The sequence below is a fragment of the Blastococcus litoris genome, from assembly GCF_003075095.1.
In the GTDB taxonomy this organism is placed as follows: Bacteria; Actinomycetota; Actinomycetes; order Mycobacteriales; family Geodermatophilaceae; genus Blastococcus_B; species Blastococcus_B litoris.
In genome coordinates this window covers 208052-224225 of record NZ_QCZF01000008.1, presented here as the reverse complement: position 1 = coordinate 224225, position 16174 = coordinate 208052, and the positions used below count along the sequence as shown (strand labels likewise).

Here is a 16174-nt window from a genome sequence, read left to right as displayed (position 1 = left end):
GCGGGAGGGCGGACGAACGTCGCCGTCCCGGGACAACGGCCGGCCGGGCCTCGTCGTTCCGCGCTTCCCCGATCAGGCGGGGACCCACTCCCCCGTGGCGGCGAAGCGCGCCAGCGTGGCGGTGTGCGGCTCGAGGTCCAGGCCCTGCGCCAGCACCCAGTCGTCGGAGTAGTAGGTGTGGGCGTACCGCTCCCCGCCGTCGCAGAGCAGGGTGACGACGCTCCCGGTCCGGCCGGCGGCCACCATCTCCGCGACCAGCTGGAAGGCGCCCCAGAGGTTCGTGCCGGTCGATCCGCCCGCCCGCCGCCCGGTGGCCCGCTCCAGCTCGCGCATCGCGGCCAGCGACGCGGCGTCGGGGACGCAGATCATGCGGTCGACGATCGTCGGCACGAAGGACGGCTCCACCCGCGGCCGCCCGATCCCCTCGATGCGCGAGGAGCGGCCGGTCGCGGTCGAGGGGTCGCGGTCGCGCCAGCCGGGGAAGAAGGACGAGCCCTCGGGGTCGACGACGGCCAGCCGGGTGGGCAGCCGCCGGTACCGGAGGTAGCGGCCGATCGTGGCGCTGGTGCCGCCGGTACCGGCGCCGACGACCACCCACTCCGGCAGCGGGTGCCGCTCGAGCGCGAGCTGGCTGAAGATGGACTCGGCGATGTTGTTGTTGCCGCGCCAGTCGGTGGCCCGCTCGGCGTTGCTGAACTGGTCGAGGTAGTGGCCGTCGCACTCCGCCGCCAGCCGCCGGGCCTCCTCGTAGATGTCGGGCGCGTGCTCGACGACGTGGCAGCGCCCGCCGTGGAACTCGATCAGCTCGACCTTCTCCGGGCTGGTCGAGGCGGGCATGACGGCGACGAACGGCAGCCCGAGCATGCGGGCGAAGTAGGCCTCGCTGACCGCGGTGGAGCCGCTGGAGGCCTCCACGACCGTGCTGCCCTCGGTGATCTGACCGGAGCACAGGCCGTAGAGGAACAGCGAGCGGGCCAGCCGGTGCTTGAGGCTGCCGGTGGGGTGGGTCGACTCGTCCTTGAGGTAGAGGTCCACCCCCCACTCGGGCGGCAGCGGGTAGACCAGCAGGTGGGTGTCGGCGCTGCGCCGCGCGTCGGCCTCGACGATCGCCACCGCCCGGTCGACCCAGGCCCGTCCGGCCGGATCCGATCGGTCGACGTCGCCGGGCCTGCTCACTGCGGCTCCTCCGGGACGACGAGCACCGGCCGCTCCGCGGGTGCGACGGTCACGACCGCTCCCGGCACGAGGTCGGCGCTGGTCGCGCTCGCGACGTCGATCCGCACCTCGACGCCGTCGGCCAGCGCGACGAGCACCCGGGTCGAGGCGCCGGAGAAGGTCCGCGTCACCACCCGCGCGTTCCCCGCCGGGTCGGCCGACACCAGCAGCGCCTCGGGCCGCAGCAGCGCGACGACGCCACCGGACGGCGGGGCCCCGCCGGCGAGCGGCCGGCGCACGCCCAGCAGCTGCACCTCCCCGCCGGAGAGCTGGGCCGGCACCCGGTTCATCGTGCCGACGAACTCCGCGACGAACGCCGTCGCGGGCCGCTCGTAGAGCTCGTCCGGGGTCGCGACCTGCTCCAGCCGGCCGCTGCGCAGCACGCCGACCCGGTCGGCGACGGAGAGGGCCTCCGCCTGGTCGTGGGTGACGAAGACGGTGGTGATGCCGAGCTCGAGCTGGATCCGGCGGATCTCCTCGCGCAGCTGCACGCGCACCTGGGCGTCGAGCGCCGACAGGGGCTCGTCGAGCAGCAGCACCTGCGGCGCCACGGCCAGGGCGCGGGCCAGCGCCACCCGCTGCTGCTGGCCGCCGGACAGCTGGTGCGGGTAGCGGGCGGCGCGGTCGGCGAGTCCGACCAGCTCGAGGAGCTCCGCTGCCCGCGCCGTCTGCTCGGACTTCGGCCGCCGCCGGACCCGCAGGCCGAACGCCACGTTCTCGGCGACCGTCAGGTTCGGGAAGAGGCTGTAGGCCTGGAAGACCATCCCCATGTCGCGCTTGCTGGCCGGGACGCCGGTGATGTCGCGGCCGTCGACCAGCACGCGGCCCTCGTCGGGCCGGTCGAACCCGGCGATCGCGCGCAGCGCCGTCGTCTTGCCGCAGCCCGACGGGCCGAGCAGCGCGAGGAACTCGCCGCCGGCGATGTCCATGTCGAGGCCGTCGAGTGCGACCACGGAGCCGTACCGGCGGGTCAGGCCCTCGAGCCTGATGGGCACGCCCGGCCGGTCCCGGAGGTCGGCCGGCCCGGCGGCCCGGGCGGACACGGCGGTCATGAGGTCTCCTTCGTGCCGCGCCGGCGGTCCAGCGCGGAGATCAGCAGCAGCAGCAGCCACGTGACGAGCAGCGAGAGCACCGAGACGGCGACCGAGAGCTGCGCCTGCGAGCCCGAGATGCGCACGATCCACGTGGGGAAGGTCTCGAAGCCCAGGATCACCGCGACCGTGTACTCGCCCATGACGAGCGCGAAGGTCAGGAACGAGGCGTTGAGCACCGACGTGCGCAGCACGGGCAGGACCACGGAGACGATGACCCGGAACCACGAGGCGCCGAGGTTGCGGGCCGCCTCGGTGAGCGTGCGCAGGTCGGCACCCCGCACGCCCGCGTCCAGGGCCCGGTAGACGAACGGCAGCGCCAGGACCACGTAGACGAGCACGAGGATCCACGGCAGCGCCGGCTCCTGGAGGGCGAAGAACGCCTCGGCCAGCGGCGTCCCGAAGAAGTAGTCCGGCGCCCAGGCGAGCACGCTGCGCACGCCCACCACGAGCGCGATCGGCGGCAGCACCAGCGGCAGCAGGGTCAGCAGCTCCACCGTCGTCCGCAGCCGGGGCAGCCGGAGGTTCACCAGGACGACGGTCGGCACCATGAGCAGCAGTGCGAGGACCACCGTCAGGCCGGCCAGCGCCAGCGAGCGGGTGAACGCCTCGGCGAAGCCCTCGGCGCCGGGGATCTCGGCGTAGGTGCCCAGCGAGACGCCGTCCCGCTCGCGGACGGTGAACCAGACCGAGGCGACGATCGGCACCAGGAAGTACAGCCCCAGCACGCCGAGGACGACGACGCGCCAGGCGCCGCTCCCCCGCCGTCCCGGCCGGACCGGGGTCTCCGGTGCGACGCTCCCGGCGCCGACGACGCCCTCCGCCAGGGCCGTCACGACAGCCACCGCGACGTGCGGCGCTGGACCCAGGCGTAGAAGACCATCACCAGGCCGATGAGCACGACCATGCCGAGCGCGAGGGCCTTGCCCAGGTTCTCCGAGCCGACGACGACGTTGCTCGACAGCGCGTCGGCGATCTGCAGGGTTACCAGCGGGACGCTGCTGCCCACCAGGGCCTTCGCCGTGGCGTAGGCGGCGAAGGCCGAGGCGAACAGCAGCATGGTGGCGCCGACGACCGGCGGGGCGAGCACGGGTCCGCCGACGTGCCGCCAGTACTGCCAGCCGCTGGCCCCGAGGTTGTCCGCCGCCTCCCGCCACTGGGGTCGCAGCGCCTCGAGCGCCGGGATGATCGTCAGCACCATGAGCGGGATGAGGAAGTAGAGGTAGACCAGGGCGAGCCCGGTCATCGAGTAGAGCGAGAACCCGCCCAGGCCCAGCCCGAGCGTGTCGGTGAGCAACGCGGTGACCACGCCGCTGGTGCCGATGGTGGCGATGAAGGCGAAGGCCAACGGGATGCCGCCGAAGTTCGCCAGGACGCCGGACGCCGTCAGCACCATCCGGCGCAGCAGCCGGCCCCGGCGGGAGCGCAGGATCGCCACGGCGAGGGCCAGCCCGAGCGCCGCGCCGAGCACAGCGGTGATGGCCGAGAGCTGCAGGCTGCCGACGTAGGCCCGGCGGTAGGCGCCCTCGGTCACCGCCTGGATGGAGTCGGTGGACCAGGACTCCTCGAAGGTCAGCGGGTCGACCGCGCGGAAGGCCTCGACCGACATCACGGCGATCGGCAGCAGCAGGAAGACCGCGACGTAGAGGAAGAACGGCAGGGCGCCGAGGACGGCGAGCACACGGCCGCGCCGGCCCCTCCTGCGAGGGACCGGCGCGACCGTGGCCGGGGCTGCGGTACTCAGCCCGAGATCTCCGCGTTCCAGCGCTCGGCGACGACCTGCTGAGCAGCGGTCTCCTGCTCCTGCGTCGGGAACTCCGCCGTCCCCTCGACGGACGGCAGCGCGGACAGGGCCTCGGTGTCTGCCGTGCCGGCCTCCTCCATCGCGGGCAGCCGGACCGGCCGGGCGCCACCCTTCAGCCAGATGTTCTGGCCCTCGTCGCTGTAGAGGAACTCCTGCCAGAGCCGGGCGGCCGCCGGGTGCGGGGCGAACTTGCTGATCGCCTGGCTGTAGTAGCCGCCGAAGAGCCCGTCGCTGGGCACGTTCACCACCCACTCGACGCCGTCGGCGGCGAACGTCTCGGTCTGCGCGGCGTTGAGGTAGTCCCAGTCGATCGAGATGGGCGTCTCGCCGCTCTGGATGGTCGCCGGCGTGATCTCGACCGGGTTGAAGTTGCCGACCTCCTTGATCTCCCTGAAGAAGTCGATGCCCGGGCCGATGTCGTCGAGGTCCCCGCCGTTGGCCAGGGAGGCCGCCCACACACCCGCGAACGCCGCCGCGGCCTGGGTCGGGTTGCCGTTGAGCGCGACCTTGCCGGCGTACTGCGGGTCGAGCAGGGCCTCGAACGACGTGGGGCACTCGGCGATGACCGAGGCGTTGCAGCCGATGGAGATGTAGCCGCCGTAGTCGTTGTACCAGTGGCCGTCGGGGTCCCTCTGGCCCTCGGGGATCTCGTCCCAGGTCTCCACCTGGTACGGCGCGGTGAGGCCCTGGGCCTGCGCCTGCCGGGCGAACGCGGTGCCCAGGTCGAGGACGTCGGGCGCGCGGTCCTGGCCCTTCTGGCTGTCGACGGCGTTGAGCTCGTCCTGGCTGGAGCCGGTGGGGTTGGCCTCGTTGATCTCGATGTCGTACTTCTCGCTGAAGGTGTCGAGCATCTCGCCGTAGTTCGCCCAGTCGCGGGGCAGGGCGATCACGTTGAGCGTGCCCTCCTCCTGCGCGGCCTCGATCAGCGCGTCCATGCCGCCGAAGTCCTCGGCCGAGGTGGCGGTCGCGGCGTCGGACCCACTGCCCCCGGAGCCGCCGTCGTCGCCCGAGCCGCACGCGGTGAGAGTGAGCCCGGCCGTGACGACCGCGACCGCGGTCCGCAGGGTGGTTCGTCGCACGTGTCCTCCTGGTGGTGGCGCCGGGCCTGCCCAGTGCCCCGTTGACGCTGGGCGGCCGGCGTCGAGATTGTGGCGGACGCCGCGTGTGCCTGGGCGGTTGCGGCACACGAACGTCGTGTGAAGAGTCAGCGACCGCTGAACTGCGCCTTGCCCGGTCCGTTCTCCAGGAACGACCGCATGCCGGTCTTCTGGTCCTCGGTGTCGAAGAGGCCGGCGAACAGCCGGGTCTCCAGCGCGAGTCCCTCGTCGAGGGTCCCGTCGAGGCCCTCGTCGATGGCCTGCTTCGCGGCAGCCAGCGCCAGCGGCGGTCCTGCGGCGAACTTCTTCGCCATGGCCACGGCGGTGGTGTACACCTCGTCGTCCGGGACGACGGCGTCGGCCAGACCGATCTCGAGGGCCTCCTCGGCGCCGACGTGCCGGCCGGTGAAGACGAGGTCCTTGGCCTTGGCCGGGCCGACCAGGCGGGCCAGCCGCTGGGTCCCGCCGGCGCCCGGGATGACGCCGAGCTGGATCTCGGGCTGGCCGATCTTGGCGCTCGCCCCGAGGACGCGGAAGTCGGCGCACAGCGCGAGCTCGTACCCGCCGCCCAGGGCGTAGCCGGTGACCGCGGCGATGACCGGCTTCGGGATGCGGGCGACGGTGCGGAACGAGTTCTGCAGCTCCCGGCCCCACGCCGTCATACCGGTGCCGTCGAGCTGGGACATCGCCTTGATGTCGGCGCCGGCGGCGAACACCCGCTCGCCGCCGTAGATGACGACCGCGCGGACCTCGGCGCGCTCGGCGGCCTCCATGGCCGCGACCCGCACCTCCTGGTGCAGCTGCTCGTCGATCGCGTTCATCTTCGGCCGGTCGAGGCGGATCGTGCCGACCCCGTCCTCGACCTGCAGGGTCACGAACTCAGGCATGGGCGAACCCTAGCCGTGGCGCCACCGGCCGGCTCCGGAACCGCCCGGAGGAGCACCGCCGCGGGAACGCCGCACCCGGACGTCGCGCGCCCGGGAACCGACCACGAGCCGCGCGCCCGGCCTACCGTCCGGTCGTGCCCGTCGGCCGACGGCGCGCCCGCGCCGCCTCGTCGCTGATGGCGATCGCGCTCCTGCCGGTCGTCCTCTCGCCGGCGGCCGACGCCGCCTCGGCCCCGGCCCCCACGACCCTGGCCCTGCTGGGCGACGTGCCCTACAGCGCCACCCAGCGCGCGCAGTTCCCGGCGCTGGTCGCGGCGGTGGACGCCGACCCCGCGGTCAGCCTGGTGCTGCACGCCGGGGACATCAAGAACAGCTCCACCAGCTGCTCCGACACCCAGCTGCGCGGCCTGGCCACCCTGTTCGGGACCTTCGACGACCCGTTCGTGCTGACGCCGGGCGACAACGACTGGACCGACTGCCACCGGGTCTCCACGGGCGGTTTCGTGCCGACGGAGCGGCTCTCGGCGTTGCGGCGCATCTTCTTCCCGGTGCCGGGGCGGACCCTCGGCGGCTCCCCCGCCGCCGTGGCGACCCAGCGGCAGGAGCAGCCGGCGCACGCGCCCTACGTGGAGAACGTGCGGTTCGTCCGGAGCGGGGTGGTGCTCGCGACCGTGCACGTCGTCGGCAGCGCCAACGACCTCGCTGCCTGGGACGAGCTGCCGGGCGGCGACCGGCCGGCGGAGCGGCGCGCGGAGTTCGACGCCCGCAGGGCCGCGAACCTCGCCTGGATCGATGCGGCGTTCGACGCCGCCCGCTCGACCGGGGCCTACGGCGTGGTCCTTCTGCTGCAGGCCGAGCCGACGCAGAGCTCGGCCTTCGGCGCCGAGCGGAGCCTGATCCTCACCCGCGCCCGGCAGTTCGCGCGGCCCGTGCTCCTGGTGCACGGCGACGAGCACGTGTACGAGGTGGAGACCGGCTACGGCGGCGTCCCCGACCTCACCCGCCTGGAGACCTACGGCAGCACGGCCCGGTACTGGCTCCGCGTCACCATCGACCCCGCGACGGCGAAGGTCTTCTCGTGGCAGCCCCGGAAGGTGGGCTGACGGCGCTCAGGCGGCGCGGCGGGCGGTGAAGCGGCCGTTGCGCCGCTCGAGGGAGAGCGCGAGCCCGAACGTCTCCGACAGCGCCTCGGGGGTGAGGACGTCGTCGGCAGGACCCGCGGTGACCACCTCGCCGTCCCGGAGCAGCAGCGCGTGGGTGTAGCCGGGCGGGATCTCCTCGACGTGGTGCGTGACGAGCACCTGGGCCGGGGCGTAGTGGTACTTGGCGAGGTCCGACAGCCGGGCGACGAGGTCCTCCCGGCCGCCGAGGTCGAGGCCGGCGCCCGGCTCGTCGAGCAGGAGCAGTTCCGGGTCGGGCATGAGCGCGCGGGCGATCTGCGCGCGCTTGCGCTCGCCCTCGCTGAGCGTCCCGAACGGGCGGTGCGCGTACTGCGCGACGCCCCACTGCTGCATGAGCATCCCGGCGCGGGTCAGGTCGTGGACGTCGTAGCGCTCCCGCCACCGGCCGACCACCGCGTAGCCGGCGGAGACCACGATGTCGCCGGTGGTCTCCGACGGCGGGATCCGCTGCGCCAGCGCGGCGCTCGTGATCCCGATGCGCGGCCGCAGCTCGAAGACGTCGACCGCGCCGAGCGTCTCCCCCAGCAGCCGGACCTCCCCGCGGGTGGGGTGCAGCTGCGCGGCGGCGAGCTGCATGAGCGTCGTCTTGCCGGCCCCGTTCGGGCCCAGCACCACCCACCGGTGTTCCGCCTCGACGGTCCAGTCGACGCCGCGGAGGAGGTGGTTGTCCCCCCGCACGACGTCGACACCGGTCATCCGGACGACCGCCTCGTCAGCGGTGGGGCTCGACACGCCCCCATCCAATCAACCCGCGACGCCGAACCTGCGCACGCATCGACGACGGACTTGGCACGATCGCGGCATGAGCGGACCAGGCAGCGACCGCACCGGCACCGAACGCGCGCGGGAGGTGCTGCCGGGGACGCCGTCGCCGCTCGGCGCGGTCTGGGACGGGACCGGCACGAACTTCGCGCTCTGGTCGTCCGGCGCCCAGGCGGTCGACCTGTGCCTGTTCGACGCCGACGGCACCGAGCACCGCCACCGGCTCGAGGAGACCACGCACCAGGTGTGGCACGGCCGGGTGCCCGGTGTGGGCCCGGGCCAGCGGTACGGCTACCGCGTCCACGGTCCCTACGACCCGGGCGCCGGCCAGCGGTACAACCCCGCCAAGCTGCTGCTCGACCCCTACGCCCGCGCGGTCGACGGCGACGTCTCGCTGCATTCGTCGCTCTTCGGGTACGTCGGGGACTCCGTCGACGGCAGCGCGTGCGACGAGCAGGACTCCGCCCCCTACGTGCCCCGCGGCGTCGTCGTCCACGACCCGTTCCCGTGGGACGGCGACCGTCCGCTGCGCACCCCGTGGTCGGACACGGTCATCTACGAGGTGCACGTGAAGGGCGCCACGGCGGCGCACCCGGACGTCCCGGCGCACCTGCGCGGCACCTACGCGGGCCTGGCGCACCCCGCGTTCGTGGAGCACCTGCAGTCGCTCGGGGTCTCGGCGGTGGAGCTGCTGCCGGTGCACCAGTTCGTCAGCGAGCCGCACCTGCTGCGCCGCGGGCTGACGAACTACTGGGGCTACAACACCCTCGGGTACTTCGCGCCGCACGCCGCGTACAGCGCCTCGGGCAGCGGGGGCGGGCAGGTCGTCGAGTTCAAGACCATGGTCAAGGAGCTGCACGCCGCCGGCATCGAGGTGATCCTCGACGTCGTCTACAACCACACCGCCGAGGGCGACCACACCGGCCCGACGCTGTCGTTCAAGGGCATCGACAACGCCGGCTACTACCGGCTCGACGGCGGCAACCGCGGCCGGTACACCGACTACACCGGCTGCGGGAACACCCTCGACGTGCGCCGGCCGGCGGTGCTGGCGCTGCTCATGGACTCGCTGCGCTACTGGGTCACCGAGATGCACGTCGACGGCTTCCGGTTCGACCTCGCCTCCGCGCTGGCCCGCTCGATGCACGACGTCGACCGGCTCTCGGCCTTCTTCGACGTCGTCCACCAGGACCCGGTGGTCAGCCAGGTGAAGCTGATCGCCGAGCCCTGGGACGTCGGCCCGGGCGGCTACCAGGTGGGCAACTTCCCGCCGCCGTGGACGGAGTGGAACGGCAAGTACCGCGACACCGTGCGCGACGTCTGGTCGGGGGCGCACGTCGGCGTCCGCGACCTGGCCTACCGGCTGACCGGCTCGTCGGACCTCTACCGGTCCGACGGGCGGCGCCCGTTCGCCTCGATCAACTTCGTGACCGCGCACGACGGCTTCACGATGAGCGACCTGGTCACCTACGAGCACAAGCGCAACGAGGCCAACGGCGAGGACAACCGGGACGGCGAGAGCCACAACCGGAACTGGAACTGCGGCGTCGAGGGGCCGACCGTCGACCCCGACGTCACCGCGCTGCGAGCCCGCCAGGTGCGCAACCACCTGGCGACGCTGCTGCTCTCGACCGGCGTCCCGATGCTCACCGCGGGCGACGAGCTCGGCCGCACCCAGCAGGGCAACAACAACGCCTACTGCCAGGACAACGAGGTGTCCTGGATGGACTGGAAGGACGTCGACGACGACCTGCGCGCGTTCGTCACCGAGCTGATCCGCCTGCGCCGGGGCTCACCGGTGCTGCGGCAGGAGGCGTTCTTCGAGGGGCACGAGATCCCCGGCAGCGGTGGCACCCGCGACCTCGCCTGGTTCGCGCCGGACGGCGGCCAGCTGACGACGCAGGACTGGTTCGACACCGGCCTGCAGACGGTCGGCATGTACCTCGACGGCCGCGGGATCCGGCACCGCGACGAGCACGGCCGGCCGGTGGTCGACGACTCCTACCTGGTGCAGCTGCACGCCGGGCCGGCGCCGGTCACCGTCGAGCTGCCCGGGCCCCCGTGGGCGGACGGCTACGAGCTGGTCGTCTCGACCGAGTACCCGACCGGCACTCCCCCGGAGACGGCGATCATCGCGCCCGGGACCGTCGAGGTGCCCAGCCGCTGCGTCTGGCTGCTGCGCGTCCTGCGCCGCCCATGAGGCGGCGGAGCCGCCGTCGCGCCGAGTGGGGCCCGGAGGGTCCCGCGCAGGCACGACTCAACGGCTCCGCCCACCGAGGACGGCACGTGGCCGCGGTGCGGTCCGGAGGACCGCGTTGATCTAGTCCTGCGGCTGCTCGAAGGTGATGACGGTCCAGCCGAGGAGGAGGCGGTCGCCGTCCGACAGCGGGTGGGCGACACCCGGCTCGAGCTGCGTCCACTCGGTGGCCTCGGGGCCGGCGACGTGCGTGCCGTTCAGCGACCCGAGGTCGACCAGCGAGACCTCGCTGCCCGAGCGCTGCAGCGCGGCGTGCGCCGACGACAGCACGTTCTGGGTGTCGGCGATCGGCACCGGGCGGGCGCCGCCGCTGGTCACCATCTCGTGGTTGTCGGGACGGCGGCCGAGCACGATGTCCTCGTCGACGGTGACGACCATGCCGTCGTCGAACCGCAGCACCGGCGCGGACGCCTTGGTGTCCGGCCGCCAGAACGCGGTCTGCTCACCCGAGTCCGGCGCGGCGACCCGGCTGGAGCCCGAGCCCGAACCGAAGCCCGCGTCGGACGCGGCGCTGAAGGACGGCGCCGAGGACGGCTGGGCCGCGGCGGAGGCCGGTGCCGAGGCGGCCAGCTGGAGCATGGCGCCCGAGCCGGGGACCGTTCCCTCCACGAGGTCGTACGCGACGCCCGGGGGCATCTGCGGTGCGGCCTGCCCGGGACCGACGTACAGCGTCTGGCCGAGCTGGAAGCCGGAGGCGAGCGTGCCGCCCTCGACCGACGACCCGGACATCGGGACGCCGTCCACGGCCGGCTGGCCCTTGCCGGACCACAGGGCGACGCCCGTACCGGTCGCGGGGTCGGCGACGACGAGGGCGAAGGAGGCCGCCCCGTGGGCGAGGGAGCTCACCTGTCCGGCGACGGCGGCGAGCACCCGGTCGGCGCCGGGACCCGACACACCGAGGCAGGCGTGCAGGGCCGCGACGAGGGCGGGCGAGCCGGGAGCGTCGACCCACAGCAGTCCGCCGCCGCGGCGGGCGACGACAGAATCTCCGGGGAGCACTTCACAGCGGTCAGGCATGGCCTCCAGCCTAGTGATCGCCACGCCGTCTCGGCGCGCCCGCGCCCCCGCCACGCCGGGCTGTCGCCACGTTCCGCGAGGTCATTGGGTCACCTGTGATGAAAGTGCCTGGTGCACAACGTTCATGCGCTGCTCACCACACCCAGCTCGGCCGGATCGGCCATGCGCTCGGAGTGCGGGAGAACGCGCACCGTGTAACCGAATGCACCCGTCCGCTCGAGCGGGACCGTCGCCGTGAACCAGTGCCGGGAGCCCTCGGTGTGCTCGTGCGCCATCGGCACGCTGGTCACGTCGTGCAGCCCGTCGGCGTCGTCGACCCGGCCGTACGCCGCCTCGACCACGACGTCGCCCGTGGCCAGGCCCGGGAGCTCGACCTCGGCCCGCAGGGCGAGCGTCGTCCCGATCTCCGGGGTGTCACCGGCGCCGGTCGCCTCCACGTGCGCCACGCGGACCGACTGCCAGTTCGACAGCAGGTGGGACCGCCAGGCCGCCTCCTCGCGGGCCGGGGTGTAGCCGTCGCCCGCCATCACCCGCGCCGAGCCGGCTGCGGGCACGTACAGGGCCTGCACGTAGTCGCGGACCATGCGGGTGGCCTGCACCTTGGGCCCGGTCTCGCGCAGCGTGTGCCGCACCATCTCCACCCAGCGGGCGGGGATGCCGTTGGCGTCGCGCTCGTAGAAGCGCGGCTGCACCTGGTTCTCGAGGAGCTCGTAGATGGCCCGCGCCTCGACCTCGTCGCGCCGGTCGGGGTCGGTGACGCCGTCGGCGGTCGGGATCGCCCAGCCGTTCTGGCCGTCGAACCACTCGTCCCACCACCCGTCGCGGATGGAGAGGTTCAGGCCGCCGTTGAGCGCTGCCTTCATCCCGGACGTGCCGCAGGCCTCGAGCGGCCGCAGCGGGTTGTTCAGCCAGACGTCGCAGCCCCAGTAGAGGTAGCGCGCCATGCCGATGTCGTAGCCCGGCAGGAAGGCGATGCGGTGCCGGATCTCCGGGTCGTCGGCGAACTCCACCATCTGCTGGATGAGCTTCTTGCCGCCGTCGTCGGCCGGGTGGCTCTTGCCGGCGATGATGAGCTGGATGGGGCGCTGGGGGTCCAGGAGCAGCGCCTTGAGCCGCGCCGGGTCGCGGAGCATGAGGGTCAGCCGCTTGTAGGACGGGACCCGGCGGGCGAACCCGATGGTCAGGACGTCGGGGTCGAACGCGGTGTCGGTCCAGCCGACCTCGGCGTCGGTCGCCCCGCGGGACAGGGCCGTCTCGCGGATCCGGCGGCGCACCTCCTCGACCAGCCGGCCGCGCAGCGTGCGGCGGATGCTCCAGAGGTCGGCGGCGGGGATCTTGTCGACGCCGTCGAAGTGCACGGGCCCGTGGATCTCCAGCGGGTCGCCCTGGCTCGTGCTCTGGGTGCCCATCTCGACCAGCTCGCGCGCGGTCCACGTCGGGGCGTGCACGCCGTTGGTGATGGAGCCGATGGGGACGTCGGACTCGTCGAAGCCCGGCCAGAGGTCGCTGAACATGCCGCGGCTGACGTGCCCGTGCAGCTCGCTCACCCCGTTGGCGCGCTGGCCCAGCCGCAGGCCCATGTGGGCCATGTTGAACTTCGACGGGTCCTCCTCGGCGCCGAGCGCGAGGAGGTCGTGCAGCGGTACGCCGAAGGCGGCGAAGTACCGCTCGATGAGCGCCTTCGGGAAGCGGTCGATGCCGGCCGGGACCGGCGTGTGCGTGGTGAACACGGTGCCCGCGCGCACCGCCTGCAGCGCCTCGGGGAAGGAGAGCCCGTGGGCCTCGGTCAGCTCGCGGATCCGCTCGATCCCCTGGAAGCCCGCGTGGCCCTCGTTGGCGTGGAACACCTCGGGCAGCGGGGTGTCGGTCAGTCCGCAGTAGGCGCGCACGGCGCGGACGCCACCGATGCCCAGCAGCATCTCCTGGCGCAGCCGGTGGTCCTCGTCGCCGCCGTAGAGCCGGTCGGTCACCAGCCGCTCGGAGGGGGCGTTCTCCTCGATGTCGCTGTCGAGCAGCAGGAGCGTCACGCGGCCGACCTGGGCCCGCCAGACGTGCGCGTACAGGGTGCGCCCCTCGGGCAGGGGCACGTTGATGACCGCTGCGGAGCCGTCGTGCTCGCGCAGCAGCTTCACCGGCAGACCGTGCGGGTCCAGCGACGGGTAGTGCTCCAGCTGCCAGCCGTCGGCGGACAGCCCCTGGGCGAAGTAGCCGGCGCGGTAGAGCAGCCCGACGCCGATCAGCGGCACGCCCAGGTCGGAGGCGGCCTTGAGGTGGTCGCCGGCGAGGATGCCCAGGCCGCCGGAGTACTGCGGCAGCACCTCGGTGATGCCGAACTCCGCGGAGAAGTAGGCGATGCTCTTCGGCGCCTCGGAGCCCAGCGACTGGTACCAGCGCGGGGTCGTCAGGTACTCCTCGAGGTCGTCGACGGCGTCCTGCAGACGACGGACGAACCTGCGGTCCTTGGCCAGCGCCGCCAGGCGCTCGGCCGACACCTCGCCCAGCGCCCGGACCGGGTCGCCGCCGCAGGTCTGCCACAGCGCGGGGTCGAGGGTCTCGAAGAGGTCGCGGGTCTCGGGGTGCCAGGACCACCGGAGGTTCATCACGAGCTGGGACAGGGGCGTCAGGGGTTCGGGCAGCGCCGCACGGACGGTGAACCGACGAAGAGCACGCACCGGCCGAGACTAACGAGCGGACGGCGTACCGCCAGGGGTTCCGGCGAATTGGTGGAGCGACCCCCGCGCACGCCCGTACGGGTGAGGTGGGTGGGGCGTGATCGCAGCCGAGGTGCTGGTGGGACGGGACCTCAGTAGCGTGGTCGGCGATGACTGGCCGCCCTGATCTCCGCCTCGGCATCTCCGATGTCGCCCCTGTCGTGTCCTGCGGGTCGTTCTCCGCCCGCGCCGTGGTCGGCGAGCACCTGCCGATCACGGCCACCGTCTTCCGCGAGGGCCACGACGCCGTCGCCGCGAACGTCGTGTGGACCGCCCCCGGCGACGACGACTCGAAGTCGCCCTTCGTCCGCATGGCGAAGCTCCCGCCGGAGCCCGACCGCTGGCTCGCCACCGTCGTGCCCGACCGCGAGGGCCGCTGGTCCTACTGCGTCGAGGCGTGGAGCGACCCGCTGGCCACCTGGCGGCACGCCGTCGAGGTGAAGGTCGAGGCCGGGCAGGGCCCCGAGGAGCTGGCCAACGACCTCGAGGAGGGCGCGCGGCTGCTCGACCGCGTCGCCGCCGAGGCCGAGGGCGAGTTCCGGGACCGGGTCACGGCCGCGGCTGCCGCGCTGCGCGACGAGTCGCAGGAGCTCACCGTCCGCATCGCGCCCGCACTGGCCGCGGGCCTGCAGCGGTACCTGCACGAGCACCCCGTGCGCGAGCTGGTCACCCGCTCGCCGCGCTACGAGGTGTGGGTCGACCGGCGCGAGGCGCTGTACGGGTCCTGGTACGAGTTCTTCCCGCGCTCCGAGGGCCCGGTCGTGGGGGGCAAGCCCACCCACGGCACCTTCGCCAACGCGGCCGACCGCCTGCCGGCCGTCGCCGAGATGGGCTTCGACGTCGTCTACCTGCCGCCGATCCACCCCATCGGCACGGTCAACCGCAAGGGGCCGAACTCCACCCAGTTCCCCGGGGGCAACCCGCACGAGATCGGCCCCGACGACGTCGGCTCGCCGTGGGCGATCGGCAGCGCCGAGGGCGGCCACGACGCCGTCCACCCGCAGCTGGGGACGATGGAGGACTTCACGGCCTTCGTCGCGCGCACCCGCGAGCTCGGCATGGAGGTGGCCCTGGACTTCGCGCTCCAGGCGGCGCCGGACCACCCGTGGGTGGAGGCCCACCCGGAGTGGTTCACCACCAAGCCCGACGGCACGATCGCCTACGCGGAGAACCCGCCGAAGAAGTACCAGGACATCTACCCGATCAACTTCGACAACGACCCCGAGGGCATCTACGCCGAGTGCCGGCGGGTGATCCAGGTGTGGATCGACGCCGGGGTGAAGATCTTCCGCGTCGACAACCCGCACACCAAGCCGCTGAACTTCTGGCACTGGCTCATCTGGGACGTCAAGCAGAGCCACCCCGACGTGCTCTTCCTGGCCGAGGCCTTCACGCGGCCGGCGATGATGCACCAGCTGGCGCGCATCGGGTTCACGCAGTCCTACACGTACTTCACGTGGCGGACCGAGCGCGGCGAACTCGAGGAGTACGGCCGCGAGCTGGCCACCAACAGCCACTACATGCGGCCCAACTTCTTCGTGAACACCCCGGACATCCTCCACGAGTCGCTGCAGTTCGGCGGCCCGCCGATGTTCAAGATCCGCGCCGTGCTCGCCTCGATGATGAGCCCCACCTGGGGTGTCTACTCGGGCTTCGAGCTGTTCGAGCACGTGGCGGTGAAGCCGGGCAGCGAGGAGTACCTCGACAGCGAGAAGTACTCGCTGCGCCCCCGCGACTGGGAGGCCGCCGAGGCGTCCGGGCGCAGCCTCGCGCCCTACCTGCGCCGGCTCAACGAGATCCGCCGCGCGCACCCGGCGCTCCAGCAGCTGCGCACGCTGCACTTCCACTCGGTCGACAACCCCAACCTGCTCTGCTTCACCAAGACCGATCCCGGGTCGCAGGACGCCGTCCTCGTGGTGGTCAACCTGTCCAGCCACAACACCCAGATCGGGACGACGGCCCTCGACCTCCCGGTGCTCGGCCTGGACTGGCACGAGCGGTTCGGCGTCACCGACGAGCTGACCGGCGCCCGCTACGACTGGGGCCAGTTCAACTACCTGGAGCTGGACCCCTACCGGGAGCCGGCCCACGTCTTCGCGGTCACCCTGCCGCGGCCGGTGCAGTTCCCGCCCCCGGTCACCTGAACCCGCTG

The 16174-nt window shown here is 73.0% G+C and carries 12 protein-coding genes; 3 read left to right on the top strand and 9 right to left on the bottom strand.

The features are described 5' to 3' along the window. Positions 1 to 72 precede the first annotated feature (72 nt). From cds1 to DCS98_RS17775, 6 genes are all read right to left on the bottom strand, one after another. On the bottom strand, positions 73 to 1176 hold the full coding sequence (gene cds1, locus DCS98_RS17800) for an L-cysteine desulfhydrase Cds1 (RefSeq protein ID WP_116452715.1): 1104 nt from the start codon (positions 1174 to 1176) through the stop codon (positions 73 to 75). Next, positions 1173 to 2267: an ABC transporter ATP-binding protein gene (locus DCS98_RS17795; RefSeq protein ID WP_116452714.1), complete on the bottom strand. Its 1095-nt coding sequence runs from the start codon at positions 2265 to 2267 to the stop codon at positions 1173 to 1175. Before DCS98_RS17795 ends, cds1 begins: the two co-directional genes overlap by 4 nt. Further along, entirely contained in the window at positions 2264 to 3142 is an 879-nt protein-coding gene (locus DCS98_RS17790; RefSeq protein WP_206340322.1) for an ABC transporter permease, read from the bottom strand. Before DCS98_RS17790 ends, DCS98_RS17795 begins: the two co-directional genes overlap by 4 nt. Then, positions 3139 to 3987 (bottom strand): ABC transporter permease, encoded by an 849-nt coding sequence (locus tag DCS98_RS17785; protein WP_206340321.1) that lies wholly within the window; start codon positions 3985 to 3987, stop codon positions 3139 to 3141. Before DCS98_RS17785 ends, DCS98_RS17790 begins: the two co-directional genes overlap by 4 nt. Before the next feature lie 59 nt (positions 3988 to 4046). Then, the gene (locus DCS98_RS17780) at positions 4047 to 5189 is read right to left on the bottom strand and encodes an ABC transporter substrate-binding protein (protein ID WP_116452713.1); all 1143 of its coding nucleotides are present in this window, start codon (positions 5187 to 5189) and stop codon (positions 4047 to 4049) included. A gap of 125 nt (positions 5190 to 5314) precedes the next feature. Next, the gene (locus tag DCS98_RS17775; protein WP_116452712.1) at positions 5315 to 6094 is read right to left on the bottom strand and encodes an enoyl-CoA hydratase/isomerase family protein; all 780 of its coding nucleotides are present in this window, start codon (positions 6092 to 6094) and stop codon (positions 5315 to 5317) included. 134 nt (positions 6095 to 6228) lie between these two features. Here DCS98_RS17775 and DCS98_RS17770 point away from each other — a divergent pair, with 134 nt between their 5' ends. Further along, positions 6229 to 7197: a hypothetical protein gene (locus DCS98_RS17770; protein WP_206340320.1), complete on the top strand. Its 969-nt coding sequence runs from the start codon at positions 6229 to 6231 to the stop codon at positions 7195 to 7197. A gap of 6 nt (positions 7198 to 7203) precedes the next feature. On the opposite strand, the gene DCS98_RS17765 is transcribed toward DCS98_RS17770, so the two are convergent. Continuing rightward, positions 7204 to 8007: an ABC transporter ATP-binding protein gene (locus tag DCS98_RS17765; protein ID WP_241038281.1), complete on the bottom strand. Its 804-nt coding sequence runs from the start codon at positions 8005 to 8007 to the stop codon at positions 7204 to 7206. A gap of 70 nt (positions 8008 to 8077) precedes the next feature. Here DCS98_RS17765 and glgX point away from each other — a divergent pair, with 70 nt between their 5' ends. Then, positions 8078 to 10237 carry a glycogen debranching protein GlgX gene (glgX, locus tag DCS98_RS17760; protein ID WP_116452711.1) on the top strand — a complete coding sequence of 720 codons (2160 nt, stop codon included), beginning with the start codon at positions 8078 to 8080 and terminating at the stop codon, positions 10235 to 10237. 120 nt (positions 10238 to 10357) lie between these two features. Here the strand turns inward: glgX and DCS98_RS17755 are convergent, their stop codons facing one another. Further along, positions 10358 to 11311: an FHA domain-containing protein gene (locus tag DCS98_RS17755; RefSeq protein ID WP_116452710.1), complete on the bottom strand. Its 954-nt coding sequence runs from the start codon at positions 11309 to 11311 to the stop codon at positions 10358 to 10360. 122 nt (positions 11312 to 11433) lie between these two features. Then, positions 11434 to 13983: an alpha-glucan family phosphorylase gene (glgP, locus tag DCS98_RS17750; RefSeq protein WP_116452709.1), complete on the bottom strand. Its 2550-nt coding sequence runs from the start codon at positions 13981 to 13983 to the stop codon at positions 11434 to 11436. A 149-nt stretch (positions 13984 to 14132) separates the two neighbouring features. Between glgP and DCS98_RS17745 the strand changes: the two genes are divergently transcribed. Next, positions 14133 to 16166, top strand: coding sequence for an alpha-1,4-glucan--maltose-1-phosphate maltosyltransferase (locus tag DCS98_RS17745; RefSeq protein WP_116452708.1), 2034 nt, complete (start codon positions 14133 to 14135; stop codon positions 16164 to 16166). Positions 16167 to 16174 lie beyond the last annotated feature (8 nt).

Excerpts from the sequence above, each read along its gene's own strand:
- DCS98_RS17795 (WP_116452714.1), bottom strand. The coding sequence starts at position 2,267 with ATGACCGCCGTGTCCGCCCGGGCCGCCGGGCCGGCCGACCTCCGGGAC.
- DCS98_RS17775 (WP_116452712.1), bottom strand. The coding sequence starts at position 6,094 with ATGCCTGAGTTCGTGACCCTGCAGGTCGAGGACGGGGTCGGCACGATC.
- glgX (WP_116452711.1), top strand. The coding sequence starts at position 8,078 with ATGAGCGGACCAGGCAGCGACCGCACCGGCACCGAACGCGCGCGGGAG.
- DCS98_RS17755 (WP_116452710.1), bottom strand. The coding sequence starts at position 11,311 with ATGCCTGACCGCTGTGAAGTGCTCCCCGGAGATTCTGTCGTCGCCCGC.
- DCS98_RS17745 (WP_116452708.1), top strand. The coding sequence starts at position 14,133 with ATGACTGGCCGCCCTGATCTCCGCCTCGGCATCTCCGATGTCGCCCCT.